At 22.4% G+C, this 15,787-nt stretch carries 21 protein-coding genes; 5 read left to right on the forward strand and 16 right to left on the reverse strand.

Features of this window, described 5'->3' with window-relative positions; all coding sequences use genetic code 4:
• Position 1 precedes the first annotated feature (1 nt).
• The gene (locus AAHM89_RS09090; protein WP_286641432.1) at positions 2 to 280 is read left to right on the forward strand and encodes a SemiSWEET family sugar transporter; all 279 of its coding nucleotides are present in this window, start codon (positions 2 to 4) and stop codon (positions 278 to 280) included.
• Positions 281 to 286: 6 nt separating this feature from the next.
• Here AAHM89_RS09090 and AAHM89_RS09095 read toward each other — a convergent pair whose 3' ends face one another.
• Entirely contained in the window at positions 287 to 1,066 is a 780-nt protein-coding gene (locus AAHM89_RS09095; RefSeq protein ID WP_339039631.1) for an alpha/beta hydrolase-fold protein, read from the reverse strand.
• A 16-nt stretch (positions 1,067 to 1,082) separates the two neighbouring features.
• Positions 1,083 to 1,826 carry a hypothetical protein gene (locus AAHM89_RS09100; RefSeq protein WP_338959250.1) on the reverse strand — a complete coding sequence of 248 codons (744 nt, stop codon included), beginning with the start codon at positions 1,824 to 1,826 and terminating at the stop codon, positions 1,083 to 1,085.
• Between the two features lie 415 nt (positions 1,827 to 2,241).
• On the opposite strand from AAHM89_RS09100, the gene AAHM89_RS09105 reads away from it, so the two are divergent.
• Genes AAHM89_RS09105 through AAHM89_RS09115 form a run of 3 tightly spaced genes read left to right on the forward strand, consistent with a single transcriptional unit; the run spans position 2,242 to position 3,096 of the window.
• Positions 2,242 to 2,460 (forward strand): hypothetical protein, encoded by a 219-nt coding sequence (locus AAHM89_RS09105; RefSeq protein ID WP_342266128.1) that lies wholly within the window; start codon positions 2,242 to 2,244, stop codon positions 2,458 to 2,460.
• Entirely contained in the window at positions 2,450 to 2,665 is a 216-nt protein-coding gene (locus tag AAHM89_RS09110) for a hypothetical protein (protein ID WP_342266076.1), read from the forward strand. Before AAHM89_RS09105 ends, AAHM89_RS09110 begins: the two co-directional genes overlap by 11 nt.
• 23 nt (positions 2,666 to 2,688) lie before the next feature.
• Complete coding sequence (locus AAHM89_RS09115) at positions 2,689 to 3,096, forward strand: transposase family protein (RefSeq protein WP_339045908.1); 408 nt, start codon at positions 2,689 to 2,691, stop codon at positions 3,094 to 3,096.
• A 200-nt stretch (positions 3,097 to 3,296) separates the two neighbouring features.
• On the opposite strand, the gene AAHM89_RS09120 is transcribed toward AAHM89_RS09115, so the two are convergent.
• Entirely contained in the window at positions 3,297 to 3,554 is a 258-nt protein-coding gene (locus tag AAHM89_RS09120) for a hypothetical protein (RefSeq protein ID WP_342266129.1), read from the reverse strand.
• 403 nt (positions 3,555 to 3,957) lie between these two features.
• Positions 3,958 to 4,935: an IS3 family transposase gene (locus tag AAHM89_RS09125; RefSeq protein WP_342265776.1), complete on the reverse strand. Its 978-nt coding sequence runs from the start codon at positions 4,933 to 4,935 to the stop codon at positions 3,958 to 3,960.
• Positions 4,936 to 5,285: 350 nt separating this feature from the next.
• Between AAHM89_RS09125 and AAHM89_RS09130 the strand changes: the two genes are divergently transcribed.
• The gene (locus tag AAHM89_RS09130) at positions 5,286 to 6,533 is read left to right on the forward strand and encodes an ISNCY family transposase (protein ID WP_342266130.1); all 1,248 of its coding nucleotides are present in this window, start codon (positions 5,286 to 5,288) and stop codon (positions 6,531 to 6,533) included.
• Positions 6,534 to 6,721: 188 nt separating this feature from the next.
• Here AAHM89_RS09130 and nusB read toward each other — a convergent pair whose 3' ends face one another.
• The 12 genes from nusB to AAHM89_RS09190 form a co-directional block, all read right to left on the reverse strand.
• Positions 6,722 to 7,126 (reverse strand): transcription antitermination factor NusB, encoded by a 405-nt coding sequence (gene nusB / locus AAHM89_RS09135; RefSeq protein WP_339046318.1) that lies wholly within the window; start codon positions 7,124 to 7,126, stop codon positions 6,722 to 6,724.
• Positions 7,092 to 7,460 carry a hypothetical protein gene (locus tag AAHM89_RS09140; RefSeq protein ID WP_252320429.1) on the reverse strand — a complete coding sequence of 123 codons (369 nt, stop codon included), beginning with the start codon at positions 7,458 to 7,460 and terminating at the stop codon, positions 7,092 to 7,094. Before AAHM89_RS09140 ends, nusB begins: the two co-directional genes overlap by 35 nt.
• Before the next feature lie 14 nt (positions 7,461 to 7,474).
• On the reverse strand, positions 7,475 to 8,038 hold the full coding sequence (gene efp, locus AAHM89_RS09145) for an elongation factor P (RefSeq protein WP_342266131.1): 564 nt from the start codon (positions 8,036 to 8,038) through the stop codon (positions 7,475 to 7,477).
• Positions 8,039 to 8,040: 2 nt separating this feature from the next.
• Positions 8,041 to 9,117 carry an aminopeptidase P family protein gene (locus AAHM89_RS09150; protein WP_342266132.1) on the reverse strand — a complete coding sequence of 359 codons (1,077 nt, stop codon included), beginning with the start codon at positions 9,115 to 9,117 and terminating at the stop codon, positions 8,041 to 8,043.
• Positions 9,118 to 9,200: 83 nt separating this feature from the next.
• Positions 9,201 to 9,350, reverse strand: a complete 150-nt coding sequence (gene rpmG / locus AAHM89_RS09155) for a 50S ribosomal protein L33 (RefSeq protein WP_174481164.1) — start codon at positions 9,348 to 9,350, stop codon at positions 9,201 to 9,203.
• A 173-nt stretch (positions 9,351 to 9,523) separates the two neighbouring features.
• Positions 9,524 to 10,063, reverse strand: a complete 540-nt coding sequence (locus AAHM89_RS09160) for a hypothetical protein (RefSeq protein ID WP_342266133.1) — start codon at positions 10,061 to 10,063, stop codon at positions 9,524 to 9,526.
• Positions 10,064 to 10,259: 196 nt separating this feature from the next.
• Positions 10,260 to 10,667 carry a transposase family protein gene (locus AAHM89_RS09165; RefSeq protein ID WP_339045908.1) on the reverse strand — a complete coding sequence of 136 codons (408 nt, stop codon included), beginning with the start codon at positions 10,665 to 10,667 and terminating at the stop codon, positions 10,260 to 10,262.
• A gap of 7 nt (positions 10,668 to 10,674) precedes the next feature.
• A complete protein-coding gene (locus AAHM89_RS09170; protein ID WP_342266134.1) occupies positions 10,675 to 11,112 on the reverse strand; it encodes a transposase family protein in 438 nt (145 codons plus the stop codon).
• A gap of 87 nt (positions 11,113 to 11,199) precedes the next feature.
• Positions 11,200 to 11,982, reverse strand: coding sequence for a hypothetical protein (locus tag AAHM89_RS09175; protein WP_342266135.1), 783 nt, complete (start codon positions 11,980 to 11,982; stop codon positions 11,200 to 11,202).
• Between the two features lie 294 nt (positions 11,983 to 12,276).
• Complete coding sequence (locus AAHM89_RS09180) at positions 12,277 to 13,083, reverse strand: formate/nitrite transporter family protein (protein ID WP_342266136.1); 807 nt, start codon at positions 13,081 to 13,083, stop codon at positions 12,277 to 12,279.
• A 41-nt stretch (positions 13,084 to 13,124) separates the two neighbouring features.
• Positions 13,125 to 14,075, reverse strand: coding sequence for an L-lactate dehydrogenase (locus AAHM89_RS09185; RefSeq protein WP_252320496.1), 951 nt, complete (start codon positions 14,073 to 14,075; stop codon positions 13,125 to 13,127).
• A 246-nt stretch (positions 14,076 to 14,321) separates the two neighbouring features.
• Positions 14,322 to 15,761, reverse strand: a complete 1,440-nt coding sequence (locus tag AAHM89_RS09190; protein WP_342266137.1) for an NADP-dependent glyceraldehyde-3-phosphate dehydrogenase — start codon at positions 15,759 to 15,761, stop codon at positions 14,322 to 14,324.
• Between the last annotated feature and the right edge of the window lie 26 nt (positions 15,762 to 15,787).

Below are 15,787 nucleotides of genomic sequence, written 5' to 3' on the forward strand. Positions count from 1 at the left end.
TATGGAACTTACAATTAATATTTTATCTTGGATTGGAGCAATTTTAACTAGTATTGTTTTAATTCCTCAAAGTTTTAAAATAATTCGCACCAGAGATACAAAATCATTATCATTATATATGTATATTATTTTTGTACTATCAGCAATAACATGAATTATTTTTGCAATATTGTCTAATCAACCTGCTATTATTACAACTAATACTATTGTATTATTTTTTGCAAGTATTATTTTAATTCTAAAAATTAATAATATTTTTAGAAAAAAAGAAAAACCATAGTTTCAATTAGGTAATAAGAATTAAAGGATTTTCATTAATATATTTAATTCATCATTTAAAACCATGACTACCATTTTCATCAATTACTAAATTAGTAGTAATTTTTCTATTAGTTAATATTTTTTTTAATTCAATAGTATTACTTTCATAATTTGTTACTAATTTGCCTTCAAAAAACTTTGGTTCTTTTTTTCCTACCCATAGTTCAACTATTAAAGGTTGATTATTATTTAAAACTTTAGTTTTTAAATCTTCAATAATTTGTGAATTAAATCAAATTGCTGGCGAAAATAATAATAATTTTGTAAATTGTAATTTTGATAAATATAACATTTGTAAACAAAAATATGCTCCCAAAGAACAACCAATGGCATTTAAATTTTTAATTTTTAAATTAAACTTTTTAATAACAAATGGTATAACCTCATTAATAATAAATTCTAAGTAATTTTTACCATTACCACCAAGAAAATCAATGTTACTTTTTTTTAATTCAGGAAAATATTTTGTCATTAATATTTTTACATCATCATTGGTATAAGTTGCTAAATCATTAAAACGAGTCATATTATTGGTACTACCAATACCAATAAAAATACAATTACTATTATTTTCAAATAAAATATTACTATTACTATTAAGTAACATATCTTTACCATCAAAAACTAAATAAACTTCATAAGCAATATTTTGATCATAAATAGAAGGTAAAGCAATAATAATATCTTTATTAATGTTTAAAAATTTACTTTTAATATTTTCAACTTTTATATCATAATTATTCATATTTTTTCTCCTTAATTTATTGATAATTTCCTAACAAAGAATAATTCATTATTCTAATATAAAAATTAAAATTAGTTTGTTCTAAGCGCATAGCACATTTAACCAATTCATCTAAAATTATCAACTTATTAGTAAATAAAGTTTCATATGAAAAAAAAGCTTTTAAATTTAAATCAGTACTATCTTTTGTCAGCAATGTTTTTCTAGTTTCTAAATCCAACAAGTAAAATAACATTAATAAACTTCCAAACTCATAATTATTTTTTATGTTTGTTTCATTCTTAGTTAAATTAATAAAAATATTACCACTAATATTTACCAATCTTTTAATTATGAGCAAACTTTCTTTTTTCAAATTAGAATTATTTACCAAAAAATCAGGTAATACTACTTTTGAAGTATCATCAAACCAAACTTTTATTTGGTCTTTACATCCAAGTAATAATAAAAGTTCCTTGGCATTTTGATAATCATCTAACTGTTTTTCTTGACGCTTAAAAGTAGGAATTAAAGCAGAAATAGTTAATATAAAATTTGCAACTAATCTTAAATATTCTTTATAAGAAATTTTATTAAAATATAAATAAACACTTACTATTTTCATAAACATTAAATTTTGATTACTATTAAATATTAAGTTATAAGTATTACGATAATCTTTTGCTTTTAAATGACCTAATTTTTTTTTAATTTCGCGCTTAAAAAAATAATTACTTTTTAAAAGCAAAAGATGGTTAAATAATCGATATTCGGGAATCATTTTTTACTTCCAATCTAATTATATATTTTTAAATTTAATCTTAAAATAATTATAACATTGAAATAAATAAGTACATAATGTTACTTATTTATTATATTTAATTGATAATTAATTATATTTAATATATAAAAATAAAAAGTTATTTTAAATAATAACTTTTTAAATTCATTTTTAACTAAAATCTTTTTTTCTTATAAAGAATTTATTGATTTCAAAGAAGAACTTAATTTTTCTTCTGCTTTATCTTCATTTGGCAAACTAAAACAAGATTGATTTTTTTCAATATCTGTTTCAAAACCAAGATCACTATATTAGACATATTCCGTAATTAAATTTTTTAAAAGTCAATTAATAATTTTAAAATTTATTTTATAATTTTGTTATTAACAATAAATTTAGAAAAGTGTTGATAAAAATGATTTTTGAAAATTTAAAAAAATTAAAAAATGAAGAATTTTACAGATATTTTGGTATAAAACGTTTTCATTTTAATGAAATGTTAGAAAAATTAATTGAAATAGAAAAATTAGAAAAAAATAAAGGTCGAAAAAATAAACTTTCAGTAGCAGAAAGATTAATGATGACTTTATTATACTGAAAAGAATATTATACTTTTTTTTCAAATGAGTATTAAATCTAAAATGAGCCCATCAAGTTGTTTTCAAAATATTACTTGAGTAGAAAATAAACTTAGTAACCACAAAGATTACCAATTTTTAAAAGAAAGATATAAATTAAAAATTGATAAAAAACAAGAAAATTCAAATGAATTTCAATTTTATTTAATTGATTCAACTGAGATTGAAATTGAAAGACCAACTAAAAAAAACTACAGTTAGAATATTTTTCTGGTAAAAGTTGAATGTATTCTATAAAATTTCAAATTGTATATGATTTTTTTAATAAAAAAATTGTTGATATTTTTGCTGATAATGGTAAAGTGCATGATTTTCAAATATTAAAAAATTCAAATCTTGAATTTTCAGAAAAAACAATAATTATTGGTGATTTAGGATATCAAGGTATACAAAATATTTATAAAAATACAATAATACCAATTAAAAGAACTAAAAATAAAAAATTAACTAAACAAGAAAGAAAATACAATAAGATTGTATCTAAAATTAGAATTAAAGTTGAACATGTCTTTGCTTGATTGAAAAGATTCAAAATTTTAGTAAATAAATGTAGAAAATCTAAATTTAGACTTATGTACTTAAGATTTAACTTACTTTGTGAAATTTTTAATAAAATAAAACCATTAAAATAAAAAAAATATTAAAAATATTTTTTTAAAATTTAAATTTTTATCGAGTTAATATAAAAATATTATTAACAATTTTTTGTTTAAAATGTAAACTCATTTTTTAAACTATTTTTTCAAAAAATATTTATTTCTATATTCAATAACACTAAATAGTTTTAAAACAATTTTATTGACAATTAATTAAATTTAATTACGGAATATGTCTATTGAATATTAACTCTTGAAATTAATTGTTTTTTACTAGAAAAAGGATTGTCTTCATCAAATTGCTTTGATATTTCATTTTCTGAAATAAAATTTAATTTATCAAAAATTTTTTCATTTTTTTCATTTGTAATTTTATTAATCAAACTGACTTGTAAATTAATAATATTTTCAAAAATATTTAATTTTAAAACTTTAAGTGGTTTAATATTTTTTTCATTTTCATTTATTTCTTCTCTTAAATTTCTTGTTTTCAATTTTATTTCTTTAATTTCTTTATTAACTTTTTTGTTTCTAACATATTTAAAAATACCAAAAGTAAATACATTTAAAAAAGTTAGTTTTCAATTTTTTTCTGCTTTTTTTCTCTTAAATTTTTAATATCAAGTTCAAGTAAATCAATTTTATCTAATATTTCTTTATTTTTTTCTTCAAAATCAAATATTTTTTGTTCTAAATCCTTAATTTGAATTACTGAGAAACTAATACTATCAAATAATTCTGTATCACCATCTTCTTCAAAAGGATTTTTCTTAGATGAATATATAGAATGTTCTAATTCTTCAAAGTTTTTATTTTTTAAAATAAAATCTAATTGTTCAAATATTTCTTTATATGGTGGTTGGTCCTTAATTACTGGACCATTTTTGATATAAAATTCTAAATTTTAATTTGTAAAATTGGTGGTTTTAGAAATTTAGAATGTATTCTTTCATAATTATAAAACATAACATATTGATTTACATCATTTATAGCTTCATTGATGGATAAATATTGATTTGATCCTTTAGGTAGTCATTCTTGAGATAAATGAGAAAATCAGTTTTCAGATAATACATTACCACCAATATCATAAGGTTGTTTTTTGCTTAAAATTATTTGTTTATCCTCTGCTCATTTTGTGATATCCTGACAATAAAATTCGTTGGCGTTATCTGAATGTAAAATAACATTTTTTACTTGATTTCAAGAAAATTGTTTGTTGATTTTTTCAAGAGCAGGAAGAATTAAATCCTGATATGATTTATTAGGAGCAATATTATAACTAACAACATTATTTGAATAAAAATCAATAATTACAAAAAGATATAATCATCCTTCTTTAGTATTTATTTGTTTAGTGTCCATTGATCAAATTTGATTTGAAGAGGTTGTACTTTTATAATCTTTGTTTACTTTATCCATTGTAGGTATTCACTTATTTGGATTTTTTTTGTTTTTAGGATAGTTATTTTTAGTTTGTTTTAATCCTTGAATATTGTGTTCTTTCATAATTTTTCGCATTTGTTTTATTGATAATTCTATATTTAAAATGATATTTTTTTCTTGTTTTAATCACTCTTTAAAAGCTGAAAAAATTCTTAAATATCCATAAATTCTGCCTTTTCTTGTAGAATGAAATTCGATTAAAAGTTGGCATATTTTTTGATATTTATGATTGCATTTAATAATATGATTTTCTTCTTTTTTAATAGGTTTTTGTTTATTTTTTAAAAAGTAATATGTTGATCTGTTTAATTGAAGATATTGACATAGGTTTCTAATTGAATATTGATTTTTACAATCATCAATAATTTTAATTTTTTCTTTGATATTTAATTTGTTAATTACTAATGCTATTTGTTTAATTTTATCCATTAATAAAAATCCTTTCAGGTTAAAATTAGTGTTAATTATATAACACAATTGTTTTTAGAATACATTCAGGTTTTTTAAATTAATGGTCTAGTAAAAAGGGCTAAGTGGCTATCTCTTAACTTTATTTTCATATAACTGACCTTGTAAATCAATAATTTCTTTTAAAATATTTAATTTTGAATTTTTAAATGGTTGTGCATTTTTTTCATTTTCATCAATTTCTTCTATTAAAGCTTTTATATTTAATTCTGTTTCTTTAATTTGTTTATGTCATTATTTAGTGATAATTTCCTATTAGTTATCGAGTAATAATTTCCCAAAAGTGAAGTTAAATATACTTGGTGATAAATATGGAAAGAAGCATGACTATGAAAGAAAAATATAAGTACAAAATTATAAATGACATTTTTATTAATAAATTATCTAAACATCAAGCCAAGAATAAACTTAATCTAACTATTAGAAGAATTAACCAATTAATTCAAATTTTTAATAAAGAAGGTAAAGTTGGTTTTATTCATAAATCTCGCAATAGAATTTCTAATAAAGCAACAAATACTGAACTTAAAAATAAAATTATAAACTTGTATAAAACAAAATATTATAATTTTAATTTTCAACATTTTCATGAAAAAATAATTAATGAAGAAAAAATTAAAATTTCATATAGCACACTTTATACTATATTAGTTAAAGAAAAAATCAGTTCACCAAAAAAACATAAAAATAAGAAAAATAACTTACATCCAACAAGAAATCGTAGAACAAATTTTGGTGAATTAATTCAAATGGATGCCAGTAATCATCATTGATTTGGTAATGATAAACCAAAAGCATTTTTACATGCTGCAATTGATGATGCTACTGGAAATATTGTTGGACTATGATTTGATCATCAAGAAACATTAGATGGTTATTATAATGTTTTTTATCAAATTTTAACTCAATACGGTATACCAAAAACATTTTATACTGATAACAGAACAGTTTTTGGATATAAGAAAAAAGTTGATGCAGGAAAAATAAATCCGGAAAATGACACTTATACTCAATTTCAAAAGTGCTGTAATGATTTAGGTGTTGAAATAGTTAGAACTTCAATTCCACAAGCTAAAGGTAGAATAGAACGCTTATTTGGAACACTGCAAAGTCGATTAATTAGTGAATTACGACTTAATAAAATTAAAACATTAAATGAAGCTAATCAATTTCTTAAAACATACATAAACGTTTTTAATAAACAGTTTGCCTTTCCTATTGATGATAATAAATCTGCTATGGTTAAAGCTCCCACACAAAAAGAAATAAATATTTATCTTTCAAGATTTTCTAAAAGAAAAACAGATAGTGGTTCAACTATAACATATTATAGTAAAAAATATTTTCCTTATAAAAATAACAAAGTTCAATATATAAAACCTAGAACTGATGTAATTGTACTTAAATCATTTATTAATGACTTATATATTAGTTACAATAATCAAATATATGAACTAAAAGAAATAACGTTAAAACCAATTATCAAAGAAAATTTAATAAAAACTAAAAAAGTTTATATACCCAATAAAAATCATCCTTGAAGATATGGATATCAATAATTCCTAATTAAATGATACTTAACATATTATACTTTATTTTTTTATTTTTTAACTATTAATTTTAAAAAAAATAGTTATATTAAACAAAAATATTGGATTATAAAATAAAAAACTATCTTTAAAATAATATAATATATTTATATTAGAAATATAGTTATTAACTAAATTCAATCATATACTAGTTATAATTACTTATTTATTTTATCTAAAACACCATTAATGTATTTATAAGCATCATTTGGACAATAAGCTTTAGTTATAATAATAGCTTCATTAATAATAATTTTTTTATCTGTTTTAGTATGGACAATTTCATACACTGCTAAAATTAAAATTGCTTGTTCAATTGGTTTTAAATTTTCAAAATCTCATCCTTGTTTTAAATTATTATTGATTAAATCTATTAAATCATATTCATAATCAATTATTTTATTTAATATCTCACATTGTTCAGTAATTAAACTCTTACCTTCTTCTTCAAAAAGAAATTGTTTAAACGCTTGTTGTGATTGGCCTTCAAGGAAATATTGATATAATACTTCCATCATGCCAATTCTTTTATGATGCTGGGTTATCTTCTTTTGTTCTTGCATTATTGATTTCTACTTCCTTAGTTTGAGCAATAAATATTATATGAATATTTAATAAAAATAAATTTAAAGCTGATTCAGTACGTCTTAAAATTAAATTATTAATTTTATTTTTTAAATTTACTAAATCTTCATTTGGATTAACAATTAATTTTATTCGCACAACAATATTATTATTAATAGCAGTAATATCATTTGTTTCTAACATTAGAACTTCAACATCTTCTAATGTTAATTGATAGTTATCATTAATTAATAACATATAAATAAATTTTTTAATAACTAACGAAGATAATTTTAATGTTCCAACTTTACTTTCTTCAATAAGTATTTCCATAATATTCACCTTTCTTAAGCGCGAGTTTTGTATTTCCCTTCATCTGTACTTACTACAATTTTATCACCATTATTAATAAACATTGGTACTTGTAATTGTAAACCAGTTTCTAAAATAGCTGTTTTTGTCGTGTTAGAAACACTATTTCCCTTTACTCCTGGTGGAGCATCAACAACCGCTAATACTACCGAAGGAGGTAAATCAATACCTAATATTTCTAAATTTTTATAAACCCTTAATGATACTTTATTACCAGGAACTAAAAATTTTTTTTCTCATGATAAGCGTGATTGATCAATCCTAATTTCATTATAATCTTCATTATCCATAAAAACTGAATACATACCATCATCATAACTATAAATTGCTGGTCGTTTATCAATAATAGCTGGATAAACTGTATCACCACCAGTAAAAGTAATACTAATAATAACTTGTGTTCTTAAATTTTTTGCTTTTACTTTCACATGCGCTTGTCCACGTCCACTTTTAGAATGTGCTGATTCAATAACTATTAAAATATCAGTTTTATTATGTAAAAAAGTAATTCCTGGTTTAAAATCATTAACGTTAATCATTTTTATTTTTTCTCCTTTCAAATATCAATTTCACGAGATGATTTTGTTAAAATTTGATAACCATCTTTGGTAACTAAAATATCATCTTCAATTCTAACACCACCTAAATTAGGAATATAAATACCTGGTTCAACAGTAATAACCATTCCCGGAACTAAAATAGTAGATTCATTTTTAATAACTCAAGGTGATTCATGAATTTCAATACCAAGTCCATGACCAGTACCATGAGTAAAATATTGTTCATAACCCTTTTCTTTAATATATTCTCTACAAATCTTATCAATTTCACCAATAGCTATACCCGGCTTTACAGACTTAATTCCTGCCATTTGTGCTGACTTAACTATTTCATGAATTTCAATTAATTTTGGATTAACTTTACCAATCGCAAAAGTTCTAGTCATATCTGAACAAAAACCTTCATATACACAACCAAAGTCACAAGTAATTAACTCATTATTGCCAATTTTTTTATTACTGGCTTTACCATGAGGCATTGCTCCTCTTTCTCCAGAAGCAACAATAGTATCAAATGATGCTTTTGTTGCACCATTTTTAACAAATGAACGTAATATTATATCTTCAACATCTTTTTCACTAACACCAGGTCGGATAAAGTTTAAAACTTCATTAAAAGCCAAATCACCAATAGCACAAGCTTTTGCAATTCGTGCAATTTCGATTTCATCTTTAATCATTCTTAGTGAACTAACATAAATTGGAACAAATTCAATATCTTTAATTTCTTGCTTTCAACTTTCTAGTTGAGCAATAGTAATATATTCTGCTTCAAAACCAATTTTTTTAATTTTTTGTGATTTTAATAAATCTTTCAATGAAGAAAAAATATTACTAAATTGAATGCATTTAACATTTTTGGCATTTTCTTTTCCCTCAGTAATATATCTTCCATCTAATAATAAATTTGCATCATTTTTGCTAATCAATAAATAACCTAACGTTGAAATAAAATCACTATATCAAAAGCGATTTTCGGGAGAATAAAATAACATAGCATCTATTTTATTTTTGGTTAATATTGTTTCAATAATTTCTTTTTTATTTAAATTTTTCATTTTAAATTCAATCCTTTTAATAAATCATTAATTAATAACTAAGTATATTCTACTGCAAATTAAAGAAAAGAAATAAGTAAAACTTATTTCTTTTCTTTATGTAGTGTATGTTGATTACAACGAGAACAATGTTTTTTTGTTTCTAATTTTTCAGGCTTAGTTTTTTTATTACGATCAGCAATATAATTTTCTTCTTTGCAAACTTCACATCTTAAAGTTAATCCATCACGCATTGTGCGCCTCCTTAATAATAATTGAGTTATATACAATACAATATTATTGCATAATTAAATAGTTAGTTCAATTAAATAAAGGAATTATTTTTAAACTTCCTTATATGAAAAAATGTTACTAATATTAAAAATAAAAAATATCAGTAACTAGGTAATTATTTAAATAATATTATTTAAAACACTTGATATCAATATAAGTCATCAGTTTTATACTGTGTAAAAATACTAACTGTTTTATTATATCTATTAATTTCGCCATTCATTCCATCAGGAATACTTTTAGTATTAACTTCTAAATTCTCAATTTTGTTTATATTTGCATCAATATTAAGAACATAATTTGTATTATTTAATGTTTTAACGAAAAAATTAGTTGAAGATTTACCCTTATTTTCTTGATTATTTAATAATTTTATTTCACTTATTTCATTAGTTAAATTAATTGTTTTTAATACAACTAATTCATTTTCAGAATTAAGATTTCTCTCAATTATTCTAACTGTCATTTTTTGTTGTCGATCAAATAAAAGTAATAATTGACTATTAATATTCAATAAATCATAATCATCAGAAATTTCAAAATTATATTTTCCTTTAATAACTTGACCTGATGAATCAATAATTTGAATATTTTTACTATCTGCTTTTAAAATATATGTTTTACTATTTAATCTAATAATATCAATTCCATAAAGATCTAATTCAGAGGACATATTCCGTAATTAAATTTAATTAATTGTCAATAAAATTGTTTTAAAACTATTTAGTGTTATTGAATATAGAAATAAATATTTTTTGAAAAAATAGTTTAAAAAATGAGTTTACATTTTAAACAAAAAATTGTTAATAATATTTTTATATTAACTCGATAAAAATTTAAATTTTAAAAAAATATTTTTAATATTTTTTTTATTTTAATGGTTTTATTTTATTAAAAATTTCACAAAGTAAGTTAAATCTTAAGTACATAAGTCTAAATTTAGATTTTCTACATTTATTTACTAAAATTTTGAATCTTTTCAATCAAGCAAAGACATGTTCAACTTTAATTCTAATTTTAGATACAATCTTATTGTATTTTCTTTCTTGTTTAGTTAATTTTTTATTTTTAGTTCTTTTAATTGGTATTATTGTATTTTTATAAATATTTTGTATACCTTGATATCCTAAATCACCAATAATTATTGTTTTTTCTGAAAATTCAAGATTTGAATTTTTTAATATTTGAAAATCATGCACTTTACCATTATCAGCAAAAATATCAACAATTTTTTTATTAAAAAAATCATATACAATTTGAAATTTTATAGAATACATTCAACTTTTACCAGAAAAATATTCTAACTGTAGTTTTTTTAGTTGGTCTTTCAATTTCAATCTCAGTTGAATCAATTAAATAAAATTGAAATTCATTTGAATTTTCTTGTTTTTTATCAATTTTTAATTTATATCTTTCTTTTAAAAATTGGTAATCTTTGTGGTTACTAAGTTTATTTTCTACTCAAGTAATATTTCAAAAACAACTTGATGGGCTCATTTTAGATTTAATACTCATTTGAAAAAAAGTATAATATTCTTTTCAGTATAATAAGGTCATCATTAATCTTTCTTCTACTGAAAGTTTATTTTTTCGACCTTTATTTTTTTCTAATTTTTCTATTTCAATTAATTTTTCTAACATTTCATTAAAATGAAAACGTTTTATACCAAAATATCTGTAAAATTCTTCATTTTTTAATTTTTTTAAATTTTCAAAAATCATTTTTATCAACACTTTTCTAAATTTATTGTTAATAACAAAATTATAAAATAAATTTTAAAATTATTAATTGACTTTTAAAAAATTTAATTACGGAATATGTCTAGAATATGTATTACTTACATAATCATAAATTAATACTTGATTATTATCATCTTTAATTACTCAAACTTCCCTATTGGTTTTAAAAAAATATTTTGCTGTTCACGATAATTTATTAATAGTAAAATCGGAATTACTTATTAAAAGACTATAGTCTCCATTATCTAACTTAATAATAACTTCATCATCACGAATATAGTTAATTTCTTTTATTGTATGAAATAAAGAAACAAATTTTAATGGCATTAATTTTTGATCTTTTACTTCTCCAAGAGTAAGTATAGTGTGATTTAAAATTTTTGTTTCAATTAAAAATTTTGTATTACTAATTGCTGTTACCTTGCCATAAAGATTAAATTCTTTAAGTATTTCTATTTTTAATGAAGTTAAAACACCATTAGAAGTTAATAAATACAGGTTTTTGGTAGATTTTTCTGTTAAAATTCCGTAATTTCCTCCTTGACCATTAGTGAATTCAGTGAATCTTATATGATCAAGATTAGAAATTTCTTGAAACTTCTTATCTTTATCTAAAAATCATAATTGATTTCCATTAATCACTAAACCAAGATTATTATTAAAAAAATAAAATTTACCTTTTTTATTCAAATTAATTAAAGAAATATCATCTTTATTTTGTTGAAGATTACATTTTAAATCTTGTAACTGATTAGCATTCGTACCTATATTATTAGTATTTAAAATACTACTTAAACTGCTAACAGTTGTTGCAAGTGTTAAAATACTTAATGTTTTTAATAATGCTTTCATGATGAAAACCCCCTTTTTCCCCATTAACTTCTTAAATTTAAGAAGTTAATTACATTTTAATTTTCAAAAAAAATAAATGCAATAAAAAATTAATATTAAAGTATTCTAATCTATTTTCTAAAAAATATTTTTTATCAAAACCATTCTCCTTTTTAAAATCTTTAATTTGACAAATTTTAAAATATGCTTATCAAATAACTTCTATTTACGATTAATTTATTTTCATAAAATTAATAAATCCATTACTTAAAACTAAAGTAATGGATTAATTTTTATATTAAACTAATAATATATTTATAATGTTATTTTTGGTAATTCTTTTCTAAAGATTAAATAATACATACCAGGTAATAAAATACCACCACCAATAAAATTACCAAATAAGGTTGGAAGTTGTACTTGATAACCAAATTGTAAAAAGTCATTAAATCCACTATGAATTCCATAAATATTAAACAAAGGTCCTAATCCTCAAACATAAGAATTTGCTACAACGTGAGAAAAACCAGATAAGGCAAAAACCATAATTACTAATCCTATTAATAAAAATTTAGCAGTAGATGAACGAGTGGCATGAAAAATATAAACACTTCCTGCTACTAAAAAATTACATAATATACCACTAAAAAAGGCTTTTCATCAAGACATTACTAATTTATGATTAAAAATACTAACAGCATTATCCAAAAAAGCTTGATTATCAAAAAATCCTGCTCATCATGTAAATAATGAAAGAATAAAACAACCTATAAAATTACCAATTAATACTACTAGTAAGTTAATTAACATTCTTGTTAACTTAACTTGTTTTTTTATTAATGGCATAAATATCATGGAATTAGAAGTAAAAAGTTCACCACCCATAAAGACAATCATAGTAATTGCTAAAGTAAAAATAAAACCAAATGTTAAATTTTTAATACCATTATCACTTAATCCTCTACTACCAAAAATAGCCGCAATATAAGCAATACCAACAAAAAGTCCGGCCGCAATACCCATTAAAAAAGTTTTTAATAACGGACTTTGTGCTTTCTTTAATGCATACTTATAAACAGCAATATAAGTTTCAATACTTGTTAATGTTTCTTCATTATTCATATTTTCTACACTTGTATTCACGAATAAACTACTCCTATCTTTTATTTAATAGCAGCAAAAGCTGTTTCTAAAGTTTCTTTAATAATTGCACAAGATTTATCAAATGCCGTTTGCTCTTCTTTCGTTAATGGTAACTGAACTACTCTTTTTCAACCTTTTTCGTAAAGTATTGTTGGTACACCAATATAAAAACCTTGCTGTCCATATTCTCCTTGTAAATAAGCACCCGCTACTAAAACGTGATTTTGTCCTTCAAGGATATTTCTTACTAATAATGCCAATGCTGCACCAATACCATAAAAAGTTGCGCGTTTTAATTTAATAATTTTATAAGCTCTTTGTGCTACTTCTTTTCTTAATTCTTCTAAATCTTTTTCTTTAATTCTACCTTCAGTAATTTGTTGATAAATAGTTTTATTACCTACCGAAACCGAACTTCAAGGAATCATTGAAGAATCACCATGTTCACCAATTACATAAGCAGCAACTGACTTTGGATTAACTGCAATTTTTTCTCCAATTAAATATTGTAAACGTAAGGTATCTAAAATTGTACCAGAACCTAATACTTGATGATAATCAAATTGTGTAATTTTTTGATAAACAGTTGTCATTATATCAACAGGATTAGATGCAATAATAGTAACACCTTTAAATCCTGATTTTTTAATTTCTAAAGCAATGCTCTTCATAATTTTGGCATTATCTGCTACCATATTTAATCTTGTTTCACCATCTTTTTGTGGTCTTCCAGCAGTAATAACAATAATATCAGCATCTTTACAATCACTGTAATTTCCAGCCTTAATCGAAATAAAAGGATGATCTAAAGCTGCTTGACAATCAGCAAAATCAATCGCATTACCTTCAGCTATACCTTCAAAAGCATCAATTAATACATATTCTTGGGCTAAACCTTGATTAATGGCACTGTAAATAAAACTACTACCAACAGCTCCACATCCAACAAGGACAATTTTTCGTTTTGCCATATTTACCTCCATATTTTTTGCATTTCATGTAACAGTACTTTATCCTCGGCACTATTTTAATAACTTACTTTTTAAAATAAAAGTTACAATGATATGTAATATTTTTATTATGCTTTTTATATAAGAATGTTAAAAAAATAAAAATCTAATTAACAAGGACAAAAATTTATTACATTTTTATCTTACCACTATTTTAATAAAAAAATAAAACTTATTTTTTTATTAAAATAAGTTTTATTTTTTCTTTTAAATTTTTGTTTTTCAATTAATAACAATCCCTTTTGGTCTAGTAAAAGCAAGTAACGAAGGACGAATACCTTGTACACCAAGACCTGAATCCTTAACACCAACAAAAGAAAAGTGATCGGGACCACGTTGTGACTGATCGTTAATATTAACACTTCCAACTTCTAATAATTTACCAATACTCATTGCACTATTAATATTAGTAGTAAAAACAGAAGCTTGTAAACCATATTGTGAATCATTTGCAATATTAATTGCTTCTTTTACTTCATCAAAAATAATAATCGGCAACAATGGTGCAAAAGGTTCTTCTCATGCTAAATTCATTTTTGTTGTTACGTCAGTAATAATAGTTGGTCACATTAAATTTTCTTTAAATTTATTACCAATTAAACAATTGGCTCCTTTATCTAAAGCATCTTTAATTAATTTTTTAGCATTATCAACTGTTGGTTGATCAATAACAGGAGTAATATCACAATCATCTGTGGGCAAACCAACAGTTAATTTTTCAACTTTTTCTTTTAAAATTGGAATTAATTTGCTACTAATTGTTCTTTGTACTAACACTCTCTTAATAGCAGTACATCGTTGTCCTGAATAACTAAATGCACCTTTAATGATTTTGGTTGCTGTATCTTCAAGATCAGCATCATTAAGCACTATTGCTGGATCTTTACCTCCTAATTCTAAAATCAAATCAGCTTTTAAAGATTTCTGTGAAATACGATTACCAACAACAGCACTACCAGTAAAAGAAATAACATTAATTGCTTCATTTTCAACTAAACTATCACCAATTTCACTACCTTTACCACTTATAGCATTAAAAACACCATTAGGAATGTTAGCTTCTTTGGCTAATTTAGCTAAGTGTAATCCCACCAATGATCCTTGTGTTGCGGGTTTAAAAACAACACTATTACCGGTCACAAGTGCTGGAAATATTTTAGAGACTGATAAATTTATCGGATAATTAAAAGGAGAAATAGCAAGAACAATTCCTTTTGGTACGTATTCAAAAATAGCTAATTTGTTCATACTTCCTCAACTATCACCTGTATAAGATTCAGGATGAAGACGTAATGCTTCTTGTAAAGTATATTCAATATATTCAACTGTTCTATCAATTTCACTGCAAGCCGCTTTTGTGCCTTTAGCAATTTCATTGGTCATTAATTCAGCAAGTATTAATTTATCGCGAATAATTAATTGTTTTCAAGAATTTAAAAAAGAAATTCTTTTTAAAATAGGCATTTGTTCTCAATTTTTTTGAGCAAATTTTGCAGATTCATATACTTTTTTAATTTCAACTTTAGTTAAGGCAGGAACTTGGCCTGCTATTTTATTAGTAGTGGGGTTAATAACTGATATTCAATTACCATTTTCATACAACTCACCATTAATTAGAGATTGATATTTAATAATATTATTTGTCATCTATACTTCCTCCTTAAATCACTACT

It is taken from the genome of Spiroplasma endosymbiont of Villa modesta (assembly GCF_964030925.1).
Classification (GTDB): domain Bacteria; phylum Bacillota_I; class Bacilli_A; order Mycoplasmatales; family VBWQ01; genus Spiroplasma_E.